Origin of the sequence: Lysinibacillus sp. JNUCC-52, assembly GCF_015999545.1 — a bacterium.
In the GTDB taxonomy this organism is placed as follows: domain Bacteria; phylum Bacillota; class Bacilli; order Bacillales_A; family Planococcaceae; genus Lysinibacillus.
The window spans coordinates 631,573-656,771 of sequence record NZ_CP065546.1; the positions used below are offsets into that span (position 1 = coordinate 631,573).

A 25,199-nucleotide genomic window follows, 5' to 3' on the forward strand; every position below is an offset into this window, starting at 1 on the left:
TGGAGTTGATAAAGAGATGTATACAATGACAGATCAAAAACAATGGAAAGGTCGAATAGATTCAACTACAAATACTAGCAGTTTCCGTTTACATCAAAAAGTAAAAAGAATAGCTATTAATGATGTAAGCGCTTCAGAACAGAAAAATGCTGGTATTGTAGGTTTTATATGTGATGAAGGAGTACGCCGAAATCAAGGGCGTGTTGGTGCTGCCAATGGCCCAAATGCGTTGCGTGAAGCGTTAGCAAGCTTACCGTGGACATTTGAAGACCAACAGGAAATTATCGATGTAGGTAACATTCTTTGCCTAAATCATGCGTTAGAGGATGCGCAACGTGAGCTTGGTGAAATCGTCCAAGGCTTACGAGCAAAAAACATGAAGTGTATTATTCTTGGTGGCGGTCATGAAACATTATATGGACATTATTTAGGCATTCGTGCAGCATTACCAAAAGATGCTAGCATTGGAATTATTAATATTGATGCGCATTTTGATTTACGCCCATATGATGAACAACCTTCATCAGGTACAATGTTCCGCCAGATTTTAGAACAAGATCCACATGCGGATTATTTTGTACTTGGTATTCAGCGTTATGGAAATACAAAAGAGCTTTTTGACAAAGCACATGAGCTACAGGTGAAATATGTATTAGAAGAACAAATGACAGCAGAAAATCACACGAATATCATGAATGATTTACAGCACTTTATGGATAATCATGATACGATCTTACTTACTTTATGTATGGATGTCGTCAACACTGCATTTGCACCTGGCGTAAGTGCGCCATCACCTTTTGGACTCGATACAAAAACTGTTCGCTCTTTAATTCAAAAAGTAGCATCACATCCACACACACATTCGTTTGATATATGTGAAGTGAATCCGTTACTGGATGAAAATGGTCAAACAGTCAAATTGGGTGCTTACTTTGTCTACGATGCACTCAATCACTTAATTAGGGGGAACGGTTCATGATCGAAATTAATCAAATCACTACTATATTTCTCGCAGTCGCTCTATTCGCATTCGGAAGCTTTCTTATTAATAAAGTAAACTTTTTAAAGCGTTTCTGTATTCCAGCACCAGTTGTTGGTGGCTTACTGTTCGCAGCCTTAGCAACCATTTTAAAAACAACTGGCGTGCTAGAAATATCTCTTGATACGTCATTACAAAGCTTATTTATGATTACGTTTTTCACAACTATTGGATTAGGCGCTAGCTTTAAACTTGTAAAGCTTGGCGGTAAACTACTTGTCATTTATTGGTTAGCTTGTGGATTCCTTGCATTAATGCAAAACGTCATTGGTGTATCACTCGCTTCACTTATGGGCATTCATCCACTAATCGGTATGATGGCTGGTGCTGTTTCAATGGAAGGTGGTCACGGCGCAGCTGCTGCATTTGGACAAACTTTAGAAGATTTAGGTATTTCATCTGCTATGACAATCGGTGCTGCTGCTGCAACATGTGGCTTAGTAGCTGGTGGACTAATCGGTGGACCGATTGTAAAATATTTAGTTGGCAAATACAATTTAACACCAGATGAACAAGAAACTGAAGCAATTGAATATGAAAATAAAAATGAACAAATTACATCTGATTCATTCTTTACACAGGTAGTTATTATTACATTTTGTATGGCATTAGGAACATATGTTGGAACTTTATTCTCTGAAGCTACAGGTTTCGTTCTTCCAGGCTACGTCGGTGCAATGTTTGTCGCTGTATTCGTTCGTAACATTTTAGATAAAGTAAAACCAAATGCGATTAACATGAAAAGTATTTCTTTAATCGGTGACGTAACACTTGGTGTCTTCCTGTCAATGGCATTAATGAGCATTAAATTATGGGAAATTGCCGACTTAGCATTACCACTATTTTTAATCGTGTTTGTACAAGTACTATTCATTGTTCTATTCTGTATATTTGTATTATTTAAATTACTCGGTAAAAATTATGATGCTGCCGTTATGGTTGCAGGTTTCGCAGGACATGGTTTAGGTGCAACACCAAATGCGATGGCGAATATGTCTGCCGTAGTTCAACGTTTTGGTCCTTCTACAAAAGCTTTCCTAGTTGTACCAATTGTAGGCGCATTTTTAATCGATGTTTTTGGTATCCCTATTATTATTACAACAATTAACTTATTTAAATAACATTTAAAAAGCCGTGCACAGTCTTAGTATGACAGTTGCACGGCTTCTTCTATTATTATAGTAAGATGATACGAGATTGATTTAATGTAATATGTCGCTAACGGTTACGCATTCATAACCTTGTTTCTGTAAATAAAGAATGACATTTTCTAACCCATTTGCTGTCGTCTGATGAATATCATGCATTAAAATAATGCTTCCATCTTTCACAGATGCTTTAACATATGTTAGAATTTTGTCGGCATTGCGATGCTTCCAGTCAAGTGTATCTATAGACCATAAAATAGAAGGCACCGTTATGACAGATCGAACTTGGTCATTTGTAGCGCCATAAGGTGGTCGGAACACAGTTGGATATTGACCAATCGCATCATAAATAGCATTGCTTGTTCGATCAACTTCTTGTTTAACACTTGCTTTCGATAAGCTAGTTAGCTTTGGATGATTCCATGTATGGTTACCAATTTCATGACCTTCTTTATATACTTGCTCTACAATTTTAGCGTTGCTTGACGCATTTTTTCCAACCATAAAAAATGTCGCCTTCACATTGTGCTTTTTTAAAATCGCTAATATTTGCGGTGTTACTTTGGCATCAGGACCATCATCGAATGTTAAAGCGACTCGTTTTTTAGCTCCTTTCGCTACAGCAACCCCTTTATTATAAACTTTATTATCAATAATTGTTAAATCAGTTAGCTCAGAAGCCTTTATGTAACCTTTTTGTTCACCTGCTTCAACATATGCCCAACCTGCCACAATTGTATATTGCTGAACAATCGTTTTGTTAGCAAGCGTACCTAGCACTTCACCGCTTGGACTCGCTGTTAAATGAATCATAGCCCCGTTAGGAGCATCTACCTGCTTTTTGATCGCTGTCGGCTTTTTAAGCGTATTTGTCGCTGCATAGCCGTATTGATGTCCGTATTGAACATACGACCAACCTCCAGGCGCTGTACCATACACAAAGAGCATACTATTTTCATATAGCTGTCCAGCCTTTTGTGCATTTGGACTTGGATATGTAAATAAATTGGTGCCACCTTTTTTTGCGACTAATGCTTTTTCAGGTGTAACTACGGTTAAAGCTGTTGCTTCTACATATCCCTCTAGCTGGGACATTTGGATATGGACCCACTCTTCATTTAAAGGTGTGGCTAACACAAAACTGCCATTTGTTACATGACCACTAACATTACTTTCAGTTGAAGCATCTACATAGACCATTGCATCCTTTGTAACTTGCAGGATGGTGGCCACATTTTCTGTCTTTGCAGAAGCTTGCCCTACCATCACAATGCTACAAAAAAATGCCCAAATCAAAGCAAAGGGTACTAATTTTTTCATTATTCTACACCGCCTTTTACAATCTCTGATGTCATCTCCCGTGTAAAATATGCTAAAAACATAGGATTTGATTTTAATTATAGATGAAGATTTCTCTCCAGAAAATAGTAATAATCAACCAGATTTGCTAATTGTAAATTTAGCTAACAATGCTTTTTGATAATCTGAATCAACAGCATACTGCTGAATTGTTTGCTCATGTGTTTGCAAAAATGCCTTTACCTTTGTTTTATCAAAAAATTCATTGCCATTAGGTATTGTAGAAAATAGATTTTCCATCTCATCTATTAAGACATCTCTAGAAATTTCATACCCTTCACCATCCACTTCAAAACCATAACCCTTCGCGTTTGGTACTAAAATGGCACCCATCATAGCGTTATAAACGATGGCTTTATCTTTAGATATAGATGACGAGAACCATTCACTTAATGCTTGATCATCATTTTTATAGATAACGCGTAGCACCTCCCCTCGCAAATCAAAGTGGTCGATTGTATCCCCATGTAAAAAGACTGTATTCGCAATTTTGCCAACATTCATCGCATCCCCCACATATGTGCCAATTAAAGGCTCCCAAGTGGCCTGCTCCTCTTTTACTTCAGGCGCTTGAGCAGTGCATCCTGTAATTAAAACTAAGCAAAAAAGAAAAGAAGCTATTATTTTTTTCATTATTTTCCTCCTATAGTGCTTGATAAGCTGCCATGGCATCTTCAACATGAAATGGAGGTGTCCAAACATGCCCTTCTGCATTCGTCGTAACGAAAATAAATACTTCACCGTTCTTTTCCATTAAAGACGCTAAGCACAGTCCTGCCTCAGGTGTATAACCTGTTTTCCCACCAAGAATTGCACCTTCCACACCATCCATTTTTGTAAATAATGTGCTGGATATCGTTAATTCATTTGGCACTAATGTCGTATAACTTTTTGTAGTCAAAATTTGATAAAATGTAGGATTCTCCAGTGCATATTGAAAGAGCTTACTAATATCACGAACACTTGATACATGTGCTGGATGATGGAGCCCACTAACATTTTCGTAATGCGTATCATTTAATTCTAGCTCCTGCACTTTATCGTTCATCATAGCAACAAATGCCTCCTCACTACCTGCGATAGCAATAGCAAGCGTAGCAGTTGCATCGGCACCTGATGCCAGTAATGTACCGTATAATAAATCCTCAATCGTCACAAAATCTCCACCTTGGAAGCCAGCCATCGAAGCATTTTGGGCAGTATACTTTGCAATTGTTTGTGGCGTAACCATCGTTTGCATTTGAAGATCTTTACTCGCCTCAATCGCTACGATTGCCGTCATGATTTTTGTTAACGATGCAGGATAGATAATGGCATCTGCATTTTTTTCATATAACACATCGCCGTTATCGTTTAATAATAAAGCATTTTTACTATGTAACGATGGTAGCTCAATGTCCACTACTTGTTCGTTTGTTTTATTAGTATAGAAAAATATTGCAACCGCACATATACAACAAAATAATACAAATTTTTTCATAAAAAAACGCCTCCCACACATTATAATAGGAGGCAATTATGAATATTCCTGTAGGAAATTTATGAAGAAATTCTTAAGGATTGTATATCACTTCACATTATGTAATAAAACAACCGCTACTTTTTAATAAAAATCATCGAATGCTAATGAAATGTTTTGGATGTTTTTATGTGTTAATTTAAAAAATACATCTTGTGAAACATCTAACTTCAATGCATCTTCTTTTGCAAGACCAGCATAGATGCCCCGTAAAATTCGCCCTGTTAGACCATGTGAAATGACAATTACTTTTGGTACATCTTTTATACTATCAAGCCAATCCGTTAGTCTACTTACAACGGCGTCGTAGCTTTCACCATTTGGCGCATTGAAAAACCAGTTATAATGATCTGTTTGATCTAAAAGAGTAGGCCAAGTATGTTCGATTTCTTTCGTCGTTAAGCCCGCCCAATCCCCAACAGCAACCTCAGCTAGTCGATTGTCCTGTTGTACATTGTTAAAATCATAGCCCATCGTATTGCATATTATTTCGGTGCTCTGCAAGGCCCTTCCTAAAGGGCTTGAAAATACTTGCCACTGTTGCGAATCACCAATTAAACTTTTCAACATATCCGCATTTTGCTGAACTTGTTCGATGCCAATAGCCGTTAATGGTGAATCAAGCTCGCCTTGATATCGTCCTTGAGTATTTAAAACTGTTTCTCCGTGACGCAATAAATAAATTATTTGATTCAAACATTTCCCCCCAATCCAAAAAGACATACACTACCGTATGTTTAATTTAGAATATGGTTTTTTCTAAATTTCGTCAATTGAAAGAACATAAAAAAGCCCCGTAACAGATTGCTAGGGGCAATGAGGTGATACGCCTAATCTTGTGTTTTATTCCCTTTATGAACATCGATGTTGTTATTGATTGTAATCTTAATGTGTAAAAATGTTGGTAAAACACACGCAAGAACCAACAACCATGGCACTATTTTCTTCATCAAGCTCTCCCTACTAGATAAAAATTATCTATTTTCTATATTTTCATTTCTTATATATATGATATTTATATAGTTGCCATGCATTGTGATGTTAAGTTATTAAAACGTACTATCAAAAAGATCTTCAGAAATCGCTTGGACAATATCTGCCTCCGCAAATTCCATCAGTTCACTTCTCGTAATATTTTGCTGCTGGATTAAACGATTTGACTGAATTGTCACCAGCTTTTCAAATACATTTCGAATATAACGTCCGTTTGAGAAATTCGGGATTGTTTCAACAGGTATCTGGTTTAATTGGGATTTCATATGCTGTGCAAAAGCATCGCCATAACGATAATCGTTATTTTTACATAGCATCGCAAATATTTCATATAACTCATCTGTGCTAAAGTTATCAAATTGCACAAAATGATTAAAGCGCGATTTGAATCCTGGATTAGCTTGTAAAAATTCCTCCATGAGCTCTGTATAGCCTGCCACAATGATAACTAAATCATCGCGTAAATCTTCCATTGCTTTTAATAAGCTATCAATCGCCTCTTTACCAAATGCATCCTGCTTATCATTAATTAATGAATAAGCTTCGTCAATAAATAACACGCCACCTGTTGCCTTTTTCACCACTTCTTGTACTTTTAGGGCTGTTTGACCAACATAGCCCGCTACGAGCCCTGCACGATCTGTCTCAACGAAATGGCCACTGGACAATACGCCAAGATGTTTGTAAATTTGACCAATAATGCGAGCGACCGTTGTTTTTCCAGTTCCAGGGTTTCCCGAGAATACGAGATGATACGTTATAGGGAAGCTCGTTAAGCCATGGTCAACACGTAAGCTTTGAATTTTAATAAAGTTGATTAAATTATGTAATTCCTTTTTTGCATTTGGAAGCCCTACAAGCCCATCTAATTGCGCCTGTAGTTTAGCTATTTCTCTCTCTATTTCTGGTGTAATGCGCAAACGCTCACCGTTGATAAATTCTCCACTATAAATGATTTTGCCTTCTTCATTATAATAATCGCCACGACCATGCTTTAGCCCGTTGACAAGGTCGCCATTATAGGATGCTTGTCCATTGCTATAATAAAGTGTGCCTTTACCTGTCATAACATCCTCTTTAAAATGCCCTTCCGATTCAAGCACACCTTGTCTTGAAAAGACTTTCCCTTTTCCATGCTTCATATCTTCAAAGAAATAACCTTCAAAGTGTAAAGGCGTTACACCCGATTGAAGCTCCATCTCGGTAGGTGCCTCTGGAACATAATACAGCTTACCTGCCCCTTGCATATGGTTCCACATAAAATCACCTTCGTATTGTAAAAAACCACTTGGATAATATTGTATACCCTTACCCTTTTTCATACCATGCACAAAATCCCCCTCAAATTGCGGTCGATTTAAGTGCGGATATTGCTCACGACAATCTTTAAATGGTGCAATGACATCCTCTTCATAATATAAAATGCCATAGCCATCCATTAAGTCATTACGAAAATGTCCCTCATAATAGACCTTTCCGTCTTTATATAAAATACCTGTACCTTGTTTTTTATTTTGGATAAATTCGCCTTGATAAACTTTTTGACCTTTTAAATACATAATGCCGTTGCCTTGCTTCATATGATTGACGAATTCTCCCTCGAATAACACCTCTCCCTCCTGATCAAAAATAGTCCCCTTGCCATCATAAATATCATGGCCAAAATCGTTTTTCTTAACGCCACCACGGTACATTATTTTCCCATCTGGGTAAAAAAGCTCTTTTTCTTGATGATTATAGTTCATTTTATTGCCTTCCTTTATCAATTCAGTATATGCTCAATTATAGCGTGGAACAGAATACATATGTGTGAATTTTTAGAATTTAAGGAGAGTACCATGAAAAAAATTTATAAACTAATTTTAATTGTCCTATTCCCCCTAATTATCTTGTTTGTGACGACATCATTACTAACTCGAGATTCTACTTTCAATAAAGAAGTGATCGATCGGCTTGATATCGAAGAGATTAATGAAATTGAAATTATTCGAGCATCTGATGAAAAAACAATTACGGTAACAGATGCAGATAATATCAGTAATATTATGCAGTTATTTAAGAACAAAGAAATTCGAAAAGTATTTTTTGCGAAGTCAGATTTTAAAGAGGCATACTGGTTAACATTACGAATTAATGATAATCGTGAAGTCGGCATTCGCCTTGATGATTCAACACATCTATTTGTTTATTTATACGAGGAAAATTACATGAAAGACTATAAATTATTAGACAAACTGGATACTAAGTATATTGAAGAATTATTTTAATATACGATTAAAATTAGAATGAATCCTCAGTAAATCATGTGGGAACAGTACATGTTGTAAGACGCAAAAACCGCGCATTGAATATTGCGTCTTACACTGTGCCCTAAAGTAGTTTTATTGGCAAATAGCATTATTAAACTAAATGTTTAACCATTGTGTAATAGCTACTTCCAGGGGGATAATCTTTTATTTCCCCAACAACTATATAGCCTCTCGCTTCATAAAACGAGCGAGCTTGAAAGTCATATGTAGTTAACAATGCCTTTGTGGCCCCCATCCTTATTGCGGTTGCTTCCGCTTGTAACAACAATTTTTCACCTAATCCTTGTCGACGATATTCCTTACTAAACCAAAACTTATTAATTTCGAGCCAATCCCAATAAACCTCCGCGGTTAATCCGCCAATCCATTCATTATCATTTGAAACAATAACATTTAAAGGCTGCACAGCTCCCACTTTTCTTATTTCTTTATGGTATCGAGAATGTTCATTATTAAACTCTCTTAAACTAGTATTTAGAAATGTGACAAATGCTTCATGATTTTCTAATAAAACTTCTACATTATAATTCATCGTTTTCCCCCTTAATACACTGCAAAGCTATCTCTCCTTCGTTTATCGTCCGATATTTCTACTAATTAAACTACCCTAGTCTTCATTCAACACCTATCATTTTTTACGTTTCTTCACCGTCACTATCGTTGCTATAACGATGGCTACCTTTCCTAGTAAAAGCAGTACGTAAATACTAAAAGAAATGAGCGATGGTAACAGCACTATCCACCACGACCATGTAATGACTTCAGTTAGCTTTAGCACAATAAAGACAATGGTTAAAACTTCTGCTACTCCCACAATCTCACCACCATTAATCACTTATTTAGTACAAAGTATAGCCGATTCAACTTATTTATAGGAAGGCATTCTATGGAACATAGAGGTAAAAAATTCGTTTAAATAAAACAGGAGGGAATGTATGGAAATAACCTTAACTATATGGTCACTGATTTTATTAATAGGTACCATTATTATATTTCTTATTGTCAGTTCATCCGCAACATTTTTAAACTTTTTTATCGTACATTTTCATTTTCATCCTTTGAAAGCTATATTGCTCCTAACAATAGGATGTTTCTTTCTAGCCCTTATTGGGATGAAAGATGTTAAAAATAGGGCTACTTTAATTATTAGCTATATTACGATTACGATAACTAACGTTAGTTTTCATGGCAATTATCTCTTTTATATTGATTATTGGGCACTTGTTCAGTTAATTGGTTCTAGCTAGTTGTGCAACCGCAGATACAATCATATGAATCGCTCGTTATTAAAACATATTAAAAAATGTTAATAATCCAATTATTAACATTTATCAGTATTTCATTGTCCCTTATTGTTTTACAGTTATAGTGAGGTACTTACATAAGTTGAGTATCAAAATAGAAATGAAGGAGGTTTACTTTTAGGTTAAGGTAGAAACTCAATTTAACTAAAAAGCACCACTATACTAGGAGGGAAATAAATGCAAACTCAGCTAATACGAGAGAAATTTTTATTTTCAGATTTACCTGCAATGAATTCAAGTTATGACAAAGTGAGAGAAGCATTCAAAGAAAAATTCAAAGTAAATCCAGATGGTATTGCAGTAAATAGCGAAACTTATTTTAAAGGAGTTACGCCTGCAATCACTGAGCAATATGGCCACCCTTGCTACAAAACACTTGGTGACTTTACGTATACTAAGGGAGACGGGGCACCCCCTAAATCTGTCATAGTCGGTAGTAATATTGCTGTAAATCATGGGGATGAAGCAGCCACTATGACTTTAGAAGTTCAAGGCAGTTGGCAAAGTCAACAAACATGGTCTACAGAAAGTACAACAGGCTTAACTTTCGCTTCTAAATTTACAATAGAGGGCTTTTTTGAATCAGGGATGGAATTCTCTGTTAGTACTACTATAGGGGAATCAAAAACTGAAACAGAATCAAAAACGGCAACTGCCAAGATAGAGGTAACAGTACCACCAAGAAGTAAGAAGAAGGTTGTAATAGTTGGGACATTAAAAAAAGAGACGATGCATTTTCGTGCACCGATTTTTGTCAATGGCATGTTTGGTGCAAACTTCCCTAAGAGAGTACAAGATCATTATTTTTGGTTCCTTAATGCGACAAGTGTACTCAAAAATACTTCTGGAGAAATATCTGGAACAATTAAAAACTCCGCCGTCTTTGATGTTCATACGGAGATTGGTAAAACAGAGCCTTTAACAGCTGAAGAATTAAGTGAATTTATGGCATTAACTAAATAGCTTTACTTTATCGGTGGGTTAACTCATACCCACCGATTTTACTATGACTTAGAATAAAGAGAAATCACTGATAGGACCCTTCAACAAAAATTCAGGTCTACATTAGGACAAAGCTTCGTTAAAAATTTGTCCGCCATCTTTTATATTAATTATTTTTAAACGATTCGTATTTTTAATAAAAATAGATTTATAAAGCTTTGTGCCATTTTCATCGATAATTAATAAAATACGTTTATCACGGGTATCGGTTACCTTTTCAAAGTGAATGTCGTCTTTATTGTCGATTTGTTCGGTAATTTTGCTATATTCAGGTAATGAAGTCCATTCACTAAGGTCAATATTTTCCTTATCTTCACCTTGTACATTTTGTTCTGGCTGTACTGGTTGTTCAACCTGGTCTTTTCCTTGTTGATTTTCCTGTTTCTCCTGCTGTTGAGAGGTATCCTGTTTTGTAGCCTCATCTTCATTATTGCTGCAAGCTGCTAACATTGTTACAACAGCACTTATTACTATCAATTTTTTAAACACGCTGCATTACATCTCCTTGTAGTCTCATAGTTTACGATAATCGCCTAATTATGCTATTATTTTTTTGTATTTTTAAGCATAAGGAGGAAATATTATGTCAAATAACACAATGAAGTGGACCATTATTACTGCTGTTTTAACAGTATTTGTTTACATTGATGGCTTCTATTTGTGGGACATCTTTTATATCACTATTCCTTTAGCAGTTTTATCATCGATCATTGCGATGATAGTCACGTATAAAGAACTACGACCTGTCTATATGCTTTTAAACGTTTTATTCACATTTATTGCGATTGTCGCTTTTTTTGTTTTAAACAAATGACCTTACTATAGCTATCATTGATTTATGTTACACATAGTTCTTCTATCTGCTGTTTACCCAAAATCCATCTAGTTTACTTGCCCGTTTCAGCTTGAAATATAATTATAGCTTCCATATAGTTTAAGTGTAAATCAAAAGCTCTAATTAATAATCGTTTTAGGTCACCTATTAGTCACTTTTAGTAACAATAGCAAAAGACCCCCATCACTGAACCGCACCCCCGATTGTTAGACACAATCTATCAATTAGGGGGCAGTTCATCACGGGGGTGGTCTTTTTTCAATACTACAAAATAGGTAAATTACGTTAGAAAAAATTAATTTAACCCCAATATTTATCCATTAATGACGTTGACCAATTTGGCTGTTTCACATCTCCTTTTGGTAAGAACTCTCTCATTACAGGTTTAATATCAATAATCGGAGTTCCGTCTATCGCATCTAATCCTTTAACAATTAATGTTTTTTGTTTTATTTCTATTAGTTCTACAATAGTTACCCCCAATTTATTAGGTCTATTTTTTCCTCTTTGTGCAAAAATACCAACCTCAGGATAATTTTTATTGTTTCTAGGATGCCTTGCATCGTACTGAATTTTTTCATCAGCAACCTTATCAAAATAAAAAATGATTTCCAAGTGAGAAAACTCGTCAACACCCTTTAAAGACAATTCATTAAAATTTTCTGTAAGTTCAATTGTCGACATTATTGAACCCCAATTATCATCCTCAATTTCTTTTCTATTATTATTTACAATCGCTACTGGCTGTATAGAGTATTGCATAGTTAACTCTCCTCCCTTGAGACTTTATTTTGATAATTTCCACAAAAAAATCATTTCGATGATTAATGATTGGTCACTTGCTTAGTTTTCCAACTCATTTGTTGGCACATAACTCTTTAAAATTACATCTCAAACAGCGCCATTTATCTTGTGTTTGCTCAAAATCTTCAAGATCTACAGGCTCGTTTGAAAGTATATCGGCTTGAAACTTTTTCATTTCTAAAACACTGTGTCGAAATGTATGTAAAATATTGTCCATATCGAACGATGTAAACATATATTGTTTGCGTTCCCCTGTCACTAAATATTCATTATAAACTTCGATTTTTTCTAATGAAACACCGTATTTTTGTTGGATATAATAAGCATAAAGTGCTAATTGCTGACGATCATCGTCTGATTGGCCACCTGTTTTCCAGTCAATAATAATCCATTTATCTTCTATATCATCGTAATAATGAAAGTCCATCACGACAAAAACTTGCGTATCCTCAATTTTCATCGAGCGAAACTGTTCGGGCTCTCCAATTCGTAATGAGCCTGTATGCGCAGTAATTTGTAAAAACGTCTCACTTAAAAGGAAGTTCGTAAATACCGCTTCTAAACGATTTTTATAGTCCGTAATTAGTTCAGCATTTAGCTTTCCTTCATAATAGATTTCCTGCATCATGTAAAACTTATTAGGTTTATGTCTCCATAAATCCACGTGGCGAGTCGAATCAATAAAGGCAGCATTTAACTGACCACGCGCACGATTTACAAGCTCTGACACAGACGGTACTGTCTTCGTTTGCAAATAATCGATAATCGTTTGCTCGATTAATCGATGGACAATTTGTCCAAATAATATAGGCATCGCTTGCAGCTTTTTTAAGCGATATACATGCTGGTGAAATGGTTCCACCTGATGGCTCAGCCATCCATTATGAGAAAAATAGTATTCATAGCCATATTTTCTGGCGCAGCTTGTTAATGTTTTATGGCGTGAAAGTGACCACGAAAATGTTGGAAAAGGTGAAATTTCAAACATGCGAACCCTCCTTATAACTGTTGGAAGAAATCATAAATAAGTTGTAAAATAAGCACTATTGTTACAACACGTAACAGTATCTTGACTTGATTTGCCTTTACCTTTCTTGCAAGGACAATGCCAATTTGTGCACCAATAATGGATCCAAGCATTAAAACGATTGTGAGCGGCCATTCTATTTTTCCAGTGGCAATATACGTAATGGCTGCCCCTGAGCACATCGCAAAAACGCCAACACGAGACAAGCCTACAGCTTTTATATAGGAAAGTTTTTCATGCGCATACGTATACAACGCCAATGTACTACTACCAGGGCCAAATAAGCCATCATAAAATCCTACGCCCAGCAAAATGGGTCCGTTTTTTCTATTCATTTTAAAGCTTTCTACTTCACCGAAATCAGCACCACCGATAAACGACATAATGAGTGCGAAGCCAAGTAAAATAATAGCAATAAGCGTTAACGTCTGACCGCTCATAAAGGAAGCAAAGAGCCCACCCAATGTTCCACCAATCAAAGATACAAGCAGAACTGAACGCATTTCCGACCAAGACAATTCCTTTCTTTTAAAAATCGTATAAAAGCTAGAAAAAGCACTTACCATATTGGAAACTTTATTCGCTCCAATTGCTGAGTGAACTGGTACACCCATCAGCATCATTGTTGGTAATGTAATTAATCCACCACCGCCAACTAATGTGCCGATGACATTCCCTGCAATACCGATCACTAAAAATAAAACGTATTCCATCTAATCCTTCTTTCTAACCACTTGATATCAATCTTATGTTACAGTATAACAGAATCCTATTTTGAAAGAAGTCAATATCGAGGTGATCGTATGCATGAACAACTAAAAACACCTACCCCAAAACTGTGTAAACAACTAACAATAATTGTGGCAACCATTTTTACAGCTGGCATTACCGCAACTGTACTTCAATATCATAAACTCCCCTCCTCCATTCCAGTTTTACAAAGCTTTACGACGGACCATGCACAGTTCGGGCCTAAAATCGCTATCTTTTATTTACCATTTGTAGCGTTAATGCTCTTTTTACTTTTGCATTACTTGGAAATAAAAGCGGCTTATCCATTAGTACGTAAACATAAGCCTACCTTATCTCATATCGAGCGACAAAATGGGATAATCACCTTCTGCCTTATGAAAAACAGTATTTTGCTGTATTTTACATACTCACTTTTCAATGATTTATCAGTGGCAATGGGACACAATCGTATTTTACAACAATGGCATGCGTATGGATTTCTTGCCTTGTTGTTTATCATCTTTATTGCGGGTATTATCCGTGGACTATACCTCCAACATAAAACAAAAAGCTAGCTGCACAATCACCTTTGTGCAACTAGCTTTTTTTATAATAACACAGTGCCAAATTGCTGATTGTAGCGCCCCTTTTCCATCATCGACTAATAACAAAAAAACGATAAAATTCGCCCATAAATCCATTGACTGAGAATTATTCTCAATGATAAAATTTTTGTAAATACACGATAAAATGACAAAGGAGGACGACTTATGTCGAGTTGGGGAACAACAAAGGAACAACCTTCTACTATTCGAAAAATCCGCAACTAAAGATTAGGCAAATCCTCATTTACGAATCGACCCTACAACTATGAAATTAGGTATTTGGCATGTAAGAATTTTAGTTAGTAATATTCTCGTGCAAAAAGTACCATTCAAGTTATCAACCATTTCGTACTTCAAGGAAAGTTGGTGAAGTATTATGTGGTATTATCAATCGCTCGCATATTTTTTGTACTTTACGCTAATTATTTTTATTCCTTCATTTGTAAGGGGTTCTCCTTACAAGGAGACCCCAAAGTCTTCTTATACAAGAAGATTACTAGCCTCTATGGTAGTGGCTCTTATCATGACATGTATTGTTACTCTTTTAGATATAAGATTTCCTTTTGGATTTGATTAGACTTTTCTTTACTTCGTGTGAATGGTAAATAAACTATACAATATTTGCTCCATTCCCTTTTAATAGGAATGGAGCATAGCAACTGAACCTACTACCTTCTTATGCTGGAATACAATTTACCGTTTCATTCTTAATAGAAAGTTGGTGACGATTCATGTGGTATTATCAATCACTCGCCTATTTTTTGTACTTTACGTTAATTATTTTTGTATCTTTGTTTGTAACGGGTTCTCCTTACAAGGAAACACCAAAATCCTCCTATACAAGAAGGTTACTAACGACAATGGTATGGGCTCTTTTCTTAACATGTATTGTTACACTTTTGGATATAAGATTTCCTTTTGGATTTGACTAGTACTTCTATTACTAATGGAGTTCGGTGGATAGGCATTCATTCATATATGAACCTCTTCTATTTAAATTAAATGACTCTTCCTCAAAATATTCAGGAGGTGTTCTCCATTAAAGATAATACAAAAAAAGATAAAGCATTAATCGCATCTGGCTTTTTCTTTATCGCTTTTTTCGTTAAGTTATTGAAGGATCTGGAAGATTTCAACCTAAAAGATTTACTCGCTTATACACTTTTTGCTGCAATAGCTACTGGGATATTTTTTATTTTAAAGTACCCATTTAATAGCAAATAATTTTTATTAAATACATTAAACTGGAGTGATATTATGATAAAAAATAGTCCATATACATTATTTAAAGGAACTATGGTCGTTGTTATTGTAATGTTTTCTATTCATGGTGTATTTACAGAATAAACGGTTGCGAACGAATACCCAAATGACGAAGAGGTTCTCGCTTTGCAGAAGAAATAAATAAGAAATTCCCTGGAAAAAGTAACTGTGAATAATTAAAAAGTAGATTAGGTAGTAGCATCTTTATTTTTCTCTAGTAGTATTTTCATCATGATAATTGTGAACACTGATATATCAGTATATCCAACCTAATAAGCTCAATTATTTTTGCGGTATTTGTAGGTGTCATATTTTTCATTCTAAACTACCCATTTAAAAATAAGTAAGATGCACATTTTCAACTCATAAAATTCAAATCATATGCTCTTTATTAAGCGTTGAAAAGGTAGAATTAACTTTTATTGTAAAGGAAGAGGCAGAACTAGATATTATCAAAGTATTTTCTGTATAGAACCACAATGTGCCTATCTAATCGTTGAAATAGTCTGGATTCTTTGAAATAAACCCAATTGTAAGATCACATATAAAAAGTCGATTGAATCCTAATATTTCGGACCAATCGACTTTACCATTTATATCACATCGTTCACTTTCTTTTTATTGTGAGAAAAACTACTTTCAAAGTACAAATTCATTAAAATAAGCCCTAAAGCAAAGGCAATAAGTCCTCCACTAATAAATGCAAGTAACAGTTTATAAAATAAGCCAAAATCAGCTGTATATTGATAATAATCTAATATTAAAAAAATAGCGATTGTGCCAATAATTGAAGTAACACTAGAAATACAATAAGCCCAGATAAATTGTTTTCTGCTGTACAAAATACTTCCCACTTCCTTTCGATGTGCTTGTATATATTAGAATGAGAAAAATCAAATGAAAATATGCATATTTTAAACATTTATTTGTAAATTATCACAGAGCTTTTCTTTATTAATTTATACCCCAGAAATAGATTTCTTAGCCATGTATGTTACGAAGCTAAAATTCCGTTTATTGTACTGAGTTTCACAAATTACGGAAAATAGATTATACTGGAACTAACTATTAACAATCATATTCAAAAAGGGGAATCTCCTATGACAGAAAATAATCAGACTGAAGCACCAAAAAAGAAAATGACTCTGCAAGAAGCCGTGAAGCAACAGCTTGAAAACAAAAAGAACAAAAATGCTACTACTAAGGGAAAAATGAATGGTGACACTTCAACAAAGAAAATGAAAAGCCAACAAACGAAAAAAACAAGTAATACACGTAGAAAAATGGGCGTTTAAGAACGGATTGAAAAAAATTCGTTTAACGCAAAAAAGCATCCAAGGAATCGTCAATTTTCCTTGAATGCTTTTTACTTTATTTAACCTCTTGGCGTAATGCTTGTAACTCTTCAAATGATAAGTTAGTTAAATCTATAATCTCTCTATCACTATTCCCTTTTAAAATCATCTTTTTCGCAATGCCTTCTATCCCTTGTTTTATTCCTTTTTCTATTCCTTCTTGTTCCGCGTAGTATTTTGCATCTTCCATTTTAGCCTCTTCATCTAGCAAATACTTGACCCGTGATTGGTAAGCGATAATATTATCTGGATCTTGACTGATTTCTTCCCATGCTTGAAGTGCTTCACGTATATTTTCATCGGTCTGCGCTATTTCCTCCAATACTTTATAGATATCCTCACGCACAATCTTTTTACCGTCATCTACCTTACCAAACATCAGCAACCACCTCTCTAAATTAATATTGAATGATTAAAGTTCTTTATTTATCTAAACCTTAAACATTTATCCATTTCAATAAACTGAATTTCTACCACATCATCTGTTCTTTGTACTCAGTGTAAAGTCTTATCACCGCTGAAATTGTGAGCAACTTTGTGAAATTGCCTTCATTTAATAAGTTATTCGACACCATATTAAAGGAAGTTTTTATTTAAAGGACCACAAAGTACTAAAAAAACAGAGAAAACATTTTTAATCATACTCCTTTCTAAAATACTTAACTTACTTTCATCGTATCTCGCACATAACAAAATTTTAGTCGGTAGCCTTCATTTACAGCATTATGAACGGTTGAAACTTTGATGATGTCAAAAATGTTCGTCTTCATTGCTTAATTCATTAACCTTTAGTTTTTTTAATTTTTTATCATTAAATTCAAAAACCTCATCGCATATCAATTCAATATCTTTTTGCATATGGCTTGTCAGAAGAATCGTTACTCCTTTTTTCTTCAGTTCAAGCAATAATGTACGAATGTTTTGGACACTTGTTTTATCAAGTCCATTAAATGGCTCGTCAAGAATAAGTAAAGAAGGTCCCTCCATAATCGCTTGTGCAATCCCTAATTTTTGTTTCATACCTAAAGAATACTTTTTTACAGGTTGCCTATTTTTAGGATCTAACCCCACTCTCTCAAGTGTAGCCTTAATCGTAGTATCGCTTATTTTATTTTGAATGGCTGCTAAGTAACGCAAATTTTTAATTCCAGAATAGTCTTCTAGAAATTGAGGTGTCTCAATGATGATTCCTGTATTTTTAGGAAAATCCACTTCATTTCCAAGTTTTTGTCCAAATACTTTAATTTCACCACTATCAGGGGCAATGAGGCCACTAAGAATTTTAAATAAAATGGATTTTCCACACCCATTATGACCAATAAAGCCATATGCTTTGCCCTTTTCTATAGACAAAGATACAGAATGGAAAATGATTTGCTTTTTAAAAGATTTAGATACATCTTTTGCTTCTAAAACTAAATCGTCCATCGTTTAACCCCTTTCCGAAAAGAATAATGTATTCTTCTTGCTAGTGACATAAAGATATCCTACAGAAATACCAATGATCACAAATTGTATAAATAGAAAGTAAAAGTACGTTCCATGATTTTTTAGAATGTTAGCAACAAATGCATGCTGACCTAAAATAAATGGAAAAACTAATTGAAAAAAATAGAGGAATACAACGAAAATAAAACCACTGCTTAGTCGGTTAAATTTAATTGAAACTGCAAGCTGTACACATGAAATACAAAACGCACCTATAAATTGTCCAAAAAATGCAGGAAGTAAAAGCCTTTGAAGTATGTCCTCCTGTGGGAGGTCTAGCCAAGAGAAAAATGCCTCAGTGATCTGCGTAGTTCGTTCATATAAAGAAAACGAACTAATCAGCAACATTAAATAATAGATATATAGCATTGCAAAGATAATCAAATAGAGGGACAAAACATGGAGAACTATAAAAAGCACACGCTTCTTAATTCTTAATAAACAATTGATTGCATGCTTCCCCATCATTTGGGCTATGTATATATCTACAATTATCGCCATTGCGATATAGGGAAGTAACAATATGAAAATTTGAATAAAATGTAAATTTTCAAGTGGCATAAACCCAATACTTACTAAATAAAAATCCATCGCAGAATGATACAAGTCACTCCGATTAAATAATGTATGAAAAATGAAAATCCCTGTCATCCAACCTAAAATGAAGAATGCTTTCTTGTAAATAAAGCAAAGATTGTATCGAATAATTGACAGTAAGCGGAAAGTCATTCGTTAGTAATTCACCCCTTTAGACAGACGCACAGAAAAGAATAAGAAACCTAGACTTAATATAATAAAAGGAACATACAACATGAATGAACGTAGCAAAAGTGTATTTTCATGTGGGTTTAAATAATAGATACTTACAAAACTTAAATCTAGTAGCTTTAATATAGGGATATTGTATAAATTTACAATTGAGTTAAAAAGTAGTAGGAAAAAGTTTATACTCATACCTAAACTCTTGTACTGTCTTTTCGTTATACTTTGCCAATACAAATAAAAACTCCCTATAAAAAAAAGTGTCACAAAAAACTTCACTGCAAAAAGACTAATTACAATAATTGGTGAGAGATCGAGGAAAAAAAGCGTATATGGATCAAGTCCCCATTCGGTTTCTTTGCTCCATTCGGATCTTCCTCCAAGCACTAAAAAAGCTTCTATAATAACTACGCCAAACACATATATCGGTAGAAATACGCTTAGGAAAATCATTGCCATTATTTGAACTTTTAATAAAGTAGCTTTTGTATGTAGTCTCCCTGCGCAATATCGCAGGTTACCTTCATTCGCAAGATCATAGAGACAAATAAGAAACACTGGAGCAATTAATAAAAAATAGATATACCTATTGCCAAAGATAAAAAACACACCATTCCAATTGTTACTATCAACAGACCAGTCATTCATCAATAAAACAATGAACGGAAGAATTAGAAAATAAATTAATATACATAGAAACTTTCTACTCTTTAAAATTCTTTTACAAGTGATTTTTAAGAAATTAGCTTCCATTTTTCAACTCCCATTTATTATTTAGATAAAATGCTACTGTTCCTAGTAAGATTAAAAGTAGATTAATCATGACAACATCACTACCATGTAATTCTATATTTGATATGACGTAATAGATTTTAGTTAAAGCATATTTTTCTAGTCCATAAAAATTAGAAATGAAAATATCAAATGTTAAGTAAAGTGCGAAAGAAATAGCATAAACATAAACAATTTTTGAAAAGAAACTTGTTATTCCCATAGTGAAAATAGCTATAGAAAAACCTAAAGCAAAATGAATGGCTAAAACAAACAGGATATAAAGCAAAGGAGTCAAAGCAAATAGATTATCTAACAAACCGTCTGGCTGAATTTCAAATGGATAAAGAATTTTATTTTCAAAAAAAGCACTCATTACTAAGAAAAAAAGAACATTCGGTATAATTAATGCCAAACCACCAGCAACGCCATTGGCAAATAATTTATTGAAACGATATTTAAAATGACCCATACGAATAATAGAAAAATAATGAAAATTTCCCCTTTTCTCATCTACAAAAGAGGCAGCGTAAGGATAGATTGCCGCTAATACAAATACTATTTGTGTATAATGGAAACTATCAAGCCAAATATGATATGTATTTCCACCAACTTCAAGTAGATATTTTAGATTTTCAGGAGTTAAGTCATCTGCTTCCCTATCAATAAAAAAGTGAGAACTTAATAAAGAACCATAAGCTGAAAAATAGGACAAAATGAACATAATCACAATAACTAAAGCCATTCTTTTATTGTAGATAGCCCGCATTAATTCTCTCCTTATCATTGTCATCACCACTTATTCTTAAAAAATATTAAACTAAAAGGTTTCCCTCCATAACAATATGGAGGAAACCTTTTCAGTAGATATTAATAGGAATCGGGGTTCCAAGCTCCTCTAACATTGTATCTGTTATACCAACTTCCATCATCAGTTTGTATGCTCATACGATACTGATGGTTTTGTGCCATTCCTAGATTATTTAATAAACTTGAAGTTGCTGAGCGAGTTGTCAACGTTGAGCTTCTGGCATCACCATTGGAGTTTACTACCATAAATTTTGTGCGTACACTGGATTCAATATAATCAACTTGAAGAAATGGATCTTCATCTTTTGTATACTTGTACGCTGGAGTTGTAAATACCTTTCCATGGAAGAGGCCAGTATTCATATCAAAGCTAAATTTGGCATTATATGCACTTACCCCTGTTGCTCCCAAAACCATCATTAAAAATAATCCTAATACTGATAAAGCTTTCATCTTTTTCATGAAGACTCCTCCTTATTAGCAAAAATTATATTGATAGCATTTCTATTAATATATAGTTGTCAGCTAATTGAAGAATGGCTATAAAATTCATTTTTTATTCTGTCTAAATATATATTAGGGTCCTCCCCATCCTCTCGGGGGTATCGCTCTAGTAAAACGGGCATTAATTTATCCCATAACGTGTCCATAACATAAAAATCTCGATCAAAACTATAATCTAAATCATAAAGCGATATCCCTAATGCCTTAGCATAGCGTTCTTTTTCGGGCAACACGACATCTGCAACATTTGTATCGATATAATGATTTACTTCCTCTTGCGTAACACTTACACCATAAATCTCTTCAGCGATTCGAATTGCGTCTAAATATCTTTCTGTTTCCTCTATAGCGACTTTTTCCAAGTAAGCATTATCATGTTTCAAATTACTCATTTCATTATGGACTTTTAATCGAAACTCTGCTTTTTTGTTATCTAACGATTCTACTACTGAGGCTAAATTTAAATCATTATCTTTAGTTACTAGAAGTTTATATGCTATCTCAGGCATTTCATCTAACACTTTACCTACAGCATATACAAGTTCAATCCTATCACTGCTTACTGCATAACTTTCTTTGCCTAATACAATTAGGCACCCAAAAACTACCGTTAACAAAAGTGCAAAAACAGCAAAAATAATTCTATTAATTTTAGGGCATATAAATTCTCCTTTCGATAATCTGTTAATTAAATTTTATCTTGTCCATAACCGACATTTCAACCGACAATATTTTTGTCGGTACCGTCAAGAATTCTATCGGTTGCAACCTATTTCTCATCTGATATTTTACTCAAAATATTAACGCAAAACGGAATTGGAAAAAGAATATTAAATGTTTTTCATCACAATCTCAAATGCTTCGATTATCAAATGTTTATCGTTCGCTTTAATATTGCTTAAGTTAGTCTCCTCGCATTATTATTACCATCTTCAACCTTAAAAAATTTCTTATTTACATAACATTCTTTGAATAGAAAAATGATTATAGTGATAGTACCCCCATAGTTTGAATTTAGTCAGATAGCTACTACTTGGCGTAGCGTTCCAAACCTCAAAAAACCGAGATAATACAGATACATTTTATATTTTGTTGAGTAATCCCAAGATTATGAGCTATTTTTGTCTGAAGTCGAATATCCTAAATCATTATTAATAGCATTTTTAGAATTAAATGAAGATTACTGCTTTATTTCATCCTTCCTTTCTCAAACGCATAGTTATTGCTTTATCCCATCACATTAGAGATTCGGCATTTATTCTGTCTCGCACCGTAAATTTTACAATTGTTAGAAAACAAAGAAACTATTTCTATAACCATTCGTCTAGTTCTTTAAAGGGGGAAATTAAAATTAATATGATAAGGAAATTACCGATGATGTTAGTTTTTTTAAGCTTATTATCCTTAGCAGCTTGTACATCAAATGAAACAAACAAAAAGATATCGCTACCCGAAGGCATTCCTAATTTTGTTGAAGTAAGTGATTTGGAAAAGATTGATTGGGATAAAAAAGCGGTGACATTCAATAACAATATTATTGGAAATGAAAATAAGTCAGGCGTTATAGGTGCAGGCGCGCCAAGCTTAAATGTTCAAAAATGGATGTGGCATCTTTGGGGAATTGAAAATCCTACAGAAACAAAGTTAACGGTGGTAGGTTATCACAAAGAAACAGGAACGGTCCATCAAATATTAACAACTGGCTGGACAATAGACCTTGGAGGAGCAAATAATGGAGCAGATGCCCACGCCCCATCAGGCGTTAAAATACCAGAAAAAGGACAATGGGCGATACTACTTTATACAGATGAAAAATTGTTTGATATCTTGATTTATGACATAAATGAATAAGAAAAGAATATTAAAAGTTTAGTTTTAAAGTGCAAATTCAAATTACTAAAATTGTTGGCTAACTTGCTCAAAGCCTTCTTTTCAGCAACTTGGATTTTTACTACTTATATTTTGTTCATATAAGTTAAGCTGGAATAGCATCTTTAACAGTTTTTATTGCTTGAAAAGTAAGTACATGATACCAGACGCTCCTCATTTGATAAACATATTTTTAATCTGTCTACCTAATGAGGAGCATATCAATGTGAAGTTGCTTGTTTAAATTCTATCATTCATTATTTGCTAGATTCCTTCTATTTTTGAAGAGAATGATTAATATAACGGTTGTACTAATAATTATTCCTGCATAAGGAAAGAACAACGGTAGGTGAATAATATCAAGTAAAGTTAAACCCACTAAAAGCCCACAAATCATAATAATCAATGAAAAAATATTTTTAATCATAATTAGAATAACACCTCTTTTTGGAAATTTTTCATCATGCATTTGCTCTGACTTTAAAAGCACAATAAGCTACTACTCCTTCAGAGCTAAGCCAGCTCCTAACAAGCAAGGGATACACCCAACACCTGCTGTACCTATACATGCTAATCCACATGCAACCGATAAAGCTGTTATTGCCCCAGCAGCATTTTTAATCATATACATTTCCCCTTTACTTTGTTTAATATAATGTATAAAAAATATAACTATATGTCTTAGTTCCAACAATTGCCATCTGTGTATAAAATCAATTTTCGTGGAAATCAAGATTTTTTACTTTATTATGATATTATCTGCTATAGCACACTTCTACTCGAGTTAAATTAATCATATCCCCTTACCAACCGACATTTTAACCGACAATATTATTGTCGGTACCGTCAAAATTTCTGTCGGTCACGATTACATTTCCTTACTTAACAGTCTTCTAAATACCCCAAGTTCGAGCTTTTTAGCTTCTAGTCGTTGCCAATGACAAGTGATTTGTGTAGCTGAAAAGAAATTAAAAAAGTGCCGATTTACCTCGACACTTTTATCATCAAATATCTTTAAATTCATCAAGCAATTGTTTCTCTTTTGCAACCTCAACCGCTTCTAGTCTTGTAGATACACCTAACAGGCTAAAAAGTTGTGATAAATGGCGTTCTACCGTACGCACAGAAACATTGCATATTGCTGCGATTTTCTTATTTGGGTAGCCCTTCATTAGCATCTGCAGTAATTTTATTTCTCGATGTGTTAGCTTTAAATTAGCATAACGATCATTTAGTTTTTCATTTATATAATCTAAAAAATCAGTTGGAACCACGATTTTCTCTTGAATGCTTAAACGAATTGTTGAGATGATTTGCTCAATAGGAGCTGTTTTTACAAGAATGCCCTCCACTTTTTTCTCAACTAGTAGGGAAAAATACGAACAAACATCATTTGTCGTATATAAAATAATAATGGCTTGTCCCTGCTTTGCTTTAATTTCTGTCGTAAGTTCTAGATTGTTATTTGTAGCAATACAAGCATCAATTAAATATACATGGAATTCTTCCTCTTGCATTCTATCAATAACTTTATGTGAATTCTTCTCGATTTCAATATTTATATCTTCTATCTCCAGAGACAACGTTTTTAAACCTTTTAAAACAATTGGATGATCATCCACAACTAAAACTGAAATCAATCGTATCCCTTCCTTCGAATAGTTTTCATTTATAGTTACGAAACATTTATAGTATCAA

Annotated in this window: 31 protein-coding genes; 9 read left to right on the forward strand and 22 right to left on the reverse strand. The window is 34.1% G+C overall.

What is annotated here, in order from left to right:
- The first annotated feature begins 16 nt into the window (after positions 1-16).
- On the forward strand, positions 17-982 hold the full coding sequence (gene hutG, locus JNUCC52_RS03470) for a formimidoylglutamase (protein WP_172771929.1): 966 nt from the start codon (positions 17-19) through the stop codon (positions 980-982).
- Complete coding sequence (gltS, locus tag JNUCC52_RS03475) at positions 979-2,163, forward strand: sodium/glutamate symporter (protein WP_172771320.1); 1,185 nt, start codon at positions 979-981, stop codon at positions 2,161-2,163. Before hutG ends, gltS begins: the two co-directional genes overlap by 4 nt.
- An 81-nt stretch (positions 2,164-2,244) precedes the next feature.
- Here gltS and JNUCC52_RS03480 read toward each other — a convergent pair whose 3' ends face one another.
- The 5 genes from JNUCC52_RS03480 to JNUCC52_RS03500 form a co-directional block, all read right to left on the reverse strand.
- Positions 2,245-3,510 carry a polysaccharide deacetylase family protein gene (locus JNUCC52_RS03480; RefSeq protein ID WP_337981408.1) on the reverse strand — a complete coding sequence of 422 codons (1,266 nt, stop codon included), beginning with the start codon at positions 3,508-3,510 and terminating at the stop codon, positions 2,245-2,247.
- Positions 3,511-3,624: 114 nt separating this feature from the next.
- Entirely contained in the window at positions 3,625-4,182 is a 558-nt protein-coding gene (locus JNUCC52_RS03485) for a hypothetical protein (protein ID WP_337981409.1), read from the reverse strand.
- A 10-nt stretch (positions 4,183-4,192) separates the two neighbouring features.
- A complete protein-coding gene (locus JNUCC52_RS03490; protein ID WP_337981410.1) occupies positions 4,193-5,029 on the reverse strand; it encodes a D-alanyl-D-alanine carboxypeptidase family protein in 837 nt (278 codons plus the stop codon).
- A gap of 123 nt (positions 5,030-5,152) precedes the next feature.
- Positions 5,153-5,764 carry a histidine phosphatase family protein gene (locus tag JNUCC52_RS03495; RefSeq protein ID WP_337981411.1) on the reverse strand — a complete coding sequence of 204 codons (612 nt, stop codon included), beginning with the start codon at positions 5,762-5,764 and terminating at the stop codon, positions 5,153-5,155.
- A 353-nt stretch (positions 5,765-6,117) separates the two neighbouring features.
- Positions 6,118-7,806, reverse strand: a complete 1,689-nt coding sequence (locus tag JNUCC52_RS03500) for an AAA family ATPase (protein WP_337981412.1) — start codon at positions 7,804-7,806, stop codon at positions 6,118-6,120.
- A gap of 93 nt (positions 7,807-7,899) precedes the next feature.
- On the opposite strand from JNUCC52_RS03500, the gene JNUCC52_RS03505 reads away from it, so the two are divergent.
- Entirely contained in the window at positions 7,900-8,328 is a 429-nt protein-coding gene (locus tag JNUCC52_RS03505) for a DUF5301 domain-containing protein (protein WP_337981413.1), read from the forward strand.
- Between the two features lie 133 nt (positions 8,329-8,461).
- Here the strand turns inward: JNUCC52_RS03505 and JNUCC52_RS03510 are convergent, their stop codons facing one another.
- Positions 8,462-8,902, reverse strand: coding sequence for a GNAT family N-acetyltransferase (locus tag JNUCC52_RS03510; RefSeq protein ID WP_337981414.1), 441 nt, complete (start codon positions 8,900-8,902; stop codon positions 8,462-8,464).
- Between the two features lie 96 nt (positions 8,903-8,998).
- A complete protein-coding gene (locus JNUCC52_RS03515) occupies positions 8,999-9,184 on the reverse strand; it encodes a transmembrane Fragile-X-F protein (protein WP_337981415.1) in 186 nt (61 codons plus the stop codon).
- Between the two features lie 121 nt (positions 9,185-9,305).
- Here JNUCC52_RS03515 and JNUCC52_RS03520 point away from each other — a divergent pair, with 121 nt between their 5' ends.
- Both JNUCC52_RS03520 and JNUCC52_RS03525 read left to right on the forward strand, forming a co-directional pair.
- Positions 9,306-9,617, forward strand: a complete 312-nt coding sequence (locus JNUCC52_RS03520) for a hypothetical protein (RefSeq protein ID WP_337981416.1) — start codon at positions 9,306-9,308, stop codon at positions 9,615-9,617.
- Between the two features lie 234 nt (positions 9,618-9,851).
- Positions 9,852-10,637, forward strand: coding sequence for a hydralysin-2 (locus tag JNUCC52_RS03525; RefSeq protein WP_172771311.1), 786 nt, complete (start codon positions 9,852-9,854; stop codon positions 10,635-10,637).
- Between the two features lie 102 nt (positions 10,638-10,739).
- On the opposite strand, the gene JNUCC52_RS03530 is transcribed toward JNUCC52_RS03525, so the two are convergent.
- Positions 10,740-11,165: a hypothetical protein gene (locus JNUCC52_RS03530; RefSeq protein WP_337981417.1), complete on the reverse strand. Its 426-nt coding sequence runs from the start codon at positions 11,163-11,165 to the stop codon at positions 10,740-10,742.
- Between the two features lie 94 nt (positions 11,166-11,259).
- On the opposite strand from JNUCC52_RS03530, the gene JNUCC52_RS03535 reads away from it, so the two are divergent.
- Positions 11,260-11,490: a hypothetical protein gene (locus JNUCC52_RS03535; RefSeq protein WP_337981418.1), complete on the forward strand. Its 231-nt coding sequence runs from the start codon at positions 11,260-11,262 to the stop codon at positions 11,488-11,490.
- Between the two features lie 321 nt (positions 11,491-11,811).
- Here JNUCC52_RS03535 and tsaA read toward each other — a convergent pair whose 3' ends face one another.
- The 3 genes from tsaA to JNUCC52_RS03550 all read right to left on the reverse strand — a co-directional run bounded on the left by tsaA (position 11,812) and on the right by JNUCC52_RS03550 (position 14,055).
- Positions 11,812-12,273: a tRNA (N6-threonylcarbamoyladenosine(37)-N6)-methyltransferase TrmO gene (gene tsaA, locus JNUCC52_RS03540; protein ID WP_337981419.1), complete on the reverse strand. Its 462-nt coding sequence runs from the start codon at positions 12,271-12,273 to the stop codon at positions 11,812-11,814.
- Between the two features lie 94 nt (positions 12,274-12,367).
- On the reverse strand, positions 12,368-13,303 hold the full coding sequence (locus tag JNUCC52_RS03545) for a PD-(D/E)XK nuclease family protein (RefSeq protein ID WP_337981420.1): 936 nt from the start codon (positions 13,301-13,303) through the stop codon (positions 12,368-12,370).
- 11 nt (positions 13,304-13,314) lie between these two features.
- The gene (locus tag JNUCC52_RS03550) at positions 13,315-14,055 is read right to left on the reverse strand and encodes a sulfite exporter TauE/SafE family protein (protein WP_337981421.1); all 741 of its coding nucleotides are present in this window, start codon (positions 14,053-14,055) and stop codon (positions 13,315-13,317) included.
- A gap of 90 nt (positions 14,056-14,145) precedes the next feature.
- Here JNUCC52_RS03550 and JNUCC52_RS03555 point away from each other — a divergent pair, with 90 nt between their 5' ends.
- On the forward strand, positions 14,146-14,649 hold the full coding sequence (locus JNUCC52_RS03555; RefSeq protein ID WP_172771306.1) for a DUF1648 domain-containing protein: 504 nt from the start codon (positions 14,146-14,148) through the stop codon (positions 14,647-14,649).
- Positions 14,650-16,535: 1,886 nt separating this feature from the next.
- Here JNUCC52_RS03555 and JNUCC52_RS03560 read toward each other — a convergent pair.
- Complete coding sequence (locus JNUCC52_RS03560; protein ID WP_172771305.1) at positions 16,536-16,784, reverse strand: hypothetical protein; 249 nt, start codon at positions 16,782-16,784, stop codon at positions 16,536-16,538.
- Between the two features lie 258 nt (positions 16,785-17,042).
- On the opposite strand from JNUCC52_RS03560, the gene JNUCC52_RS03565 reads away from it, so the two are divergent.
- The gene (locus tag JNUCC52_RS03565; RefSeq protein WP_172771304.1) at positions 17,043-17,237 is read left to right on the forward strand and encodes a hypothetical protein; all 195 of its coding nucleotides are present in this window, start codon (positions 17,043-17,045) and stop codon (positions 17,235-17,237) included.
- A 76-nt stretch (positions 17,238-17,313) separates the two neighbouring features.
- Here the strand turns inward: JNUCC52_RS03565 and JNUCC52_RS03570 are convergent, their stop codons facing one another.
- The 7 genes from JNUCC52_RS03570 to JNUCC52_RS03600 all read right to left on the reverse strand — a co-directional run bounded on the left by JNUCC52_RS03570 (position 17,314) and on the right by JNUCC52_RS03600 (position 22,249).
- Positions 17,314-17,676, reverse strand: a complete 363-nt coding sequence (locus JNUCC52_RS03570; protein ID WP_337981422.1) for a hypothetical protein — start codon at positions 17,674-17,676, stop codon at positions 17,314-17,316.
- 371 nt (positions 17,677-18,047) lie between these two features.
- Complete coding sequence (locus tag JNUCC52_RS03575; protein ID WP_172771302.1) at positions 18,048-18,725, reverse strand: ABC transporter ATP-binding protein; 678 nt, start codon at positions 18,723-18,725, stop codon at positions 18,048-18,050.
- 3 nt (positions 18,726-18,728) lie between these two features.
- Positions 18,729-19,514 (reverse strand): hypothetical protein, encoded by a 786-nt coding sequence (locus tag JNUCC52_RS03580; RefSeq protein ID WP_337981423.1) that lies wholly within the window; start codon positions 19,512-19,514, stop codon positions 18,729-18,731.
- Between the two features lie 3 nt (positions 19,515-19,517).
- Positions 19,518-20,300, reverse strand: coding sequence for a hypothetical protein (locus tag JNUCC52_RS03585; RefSeq protein ID WP_337981424.1), 783 nt, complete (start codon positions 20,298-20,300; stop codon positions 19,518-19,520).
- On the reverse strand, positions 20,290-21,105 hold the full coding sequence (locus tag JNUCC52_RS03590; RefSeq protein ID WP_337981425.1) for a hypothetical protein: 816 nt from the start codon (positions 21,103-21,105) through the stop codon (positions 20,290-20,292). Before JNUCC52_RS03590 ends, JNUCC52_RS03585 begins: the two co-directional genes overlap by 11 nt.
- Positions 21,106-21,188: 83 nt before the next feature.
- Positions 21,189-21,590, reverse strand: a complete 402-nt coding sequence (locus JNUCC52_RS03595; RefSeq protein ID WP_172771299.1) for a hypothetical protein — start codon at positions 21,588-21,590, stop codon at positions 21,189-21,191.
- Between the two features lie 59 nt (positions 21,591-21,649).
- Positions 21,650-22,249 carry a hypothetical protein gene (locus tag JNUCC52_RS03600; protein WP_337981426.1) on the reverse strand — a complete coding sequence of 200 codons (600 nt, stop codon included), beginning with the start codon at positions 22,247-22,249 and terminating at the stop codon, positions 21,650-21,652.
- A 757-nt stretch (positions 22,250-23,006) separates the two neighbouring features.
- Here JNUCC52_RS03600 and JNUCC52_RS03605 point away from each other — a divergent pair.
- Complete coding sequence (locus JNUCC52_RS03605) at positions 23,007-23,483, forward strand: DUF4871 domain-containing protein (protein WP_172771297.1); 477 nt, start codon at positions 23,007-23,009, stop codon at positions 23,481-23,483.
- Between the two features lie 268 nt (positions 23,484-23,751).
- Here the strand turns inward: JNUCC52_RS03605 and JNUCC52_RS03610 are convergent, their stop codons facing one another.
- The 3 genes from JNUCC52_RS03610 to JNUCC52_RS03620 form a co-directional block, all read right to left on the reverse strand.
- Entirely contained in the window at positions 23,752-23,991 is a 240-nt protein-coding gene (locus JNUCC52_RS03610) for a hypothetical protein (RefSeq protein WP_337981427.1), read from the reverse strand.
- A 9-nt stretch (positions 23,992-24,000) separates the two neighbouring features.
- Positions 24,001-24,126, reverse strand: coding sequence for a hypothetical protein (locus JNUCC52_RS03615; protein WP_337981428.1), 126 nt, complete (start codon positions 24,124-24,126; stop codon positions 24,001-24,003).
- 379 nt (positions 24,127-24,505) lie between these two features.
- Positions 24,506-25,141 (reverse strand): response regulator transcription factor, encoded by a 636-nt coding sequence (locus JNUCC52_RS03620; RefSeq protein WP_337981429.1) that lies wholly within the window; start codon positions 25,139-25,141, stop codon positions 24,506-24,508.
- Positions 25,142-25,199: the final 58 nt, after the last annotated feature.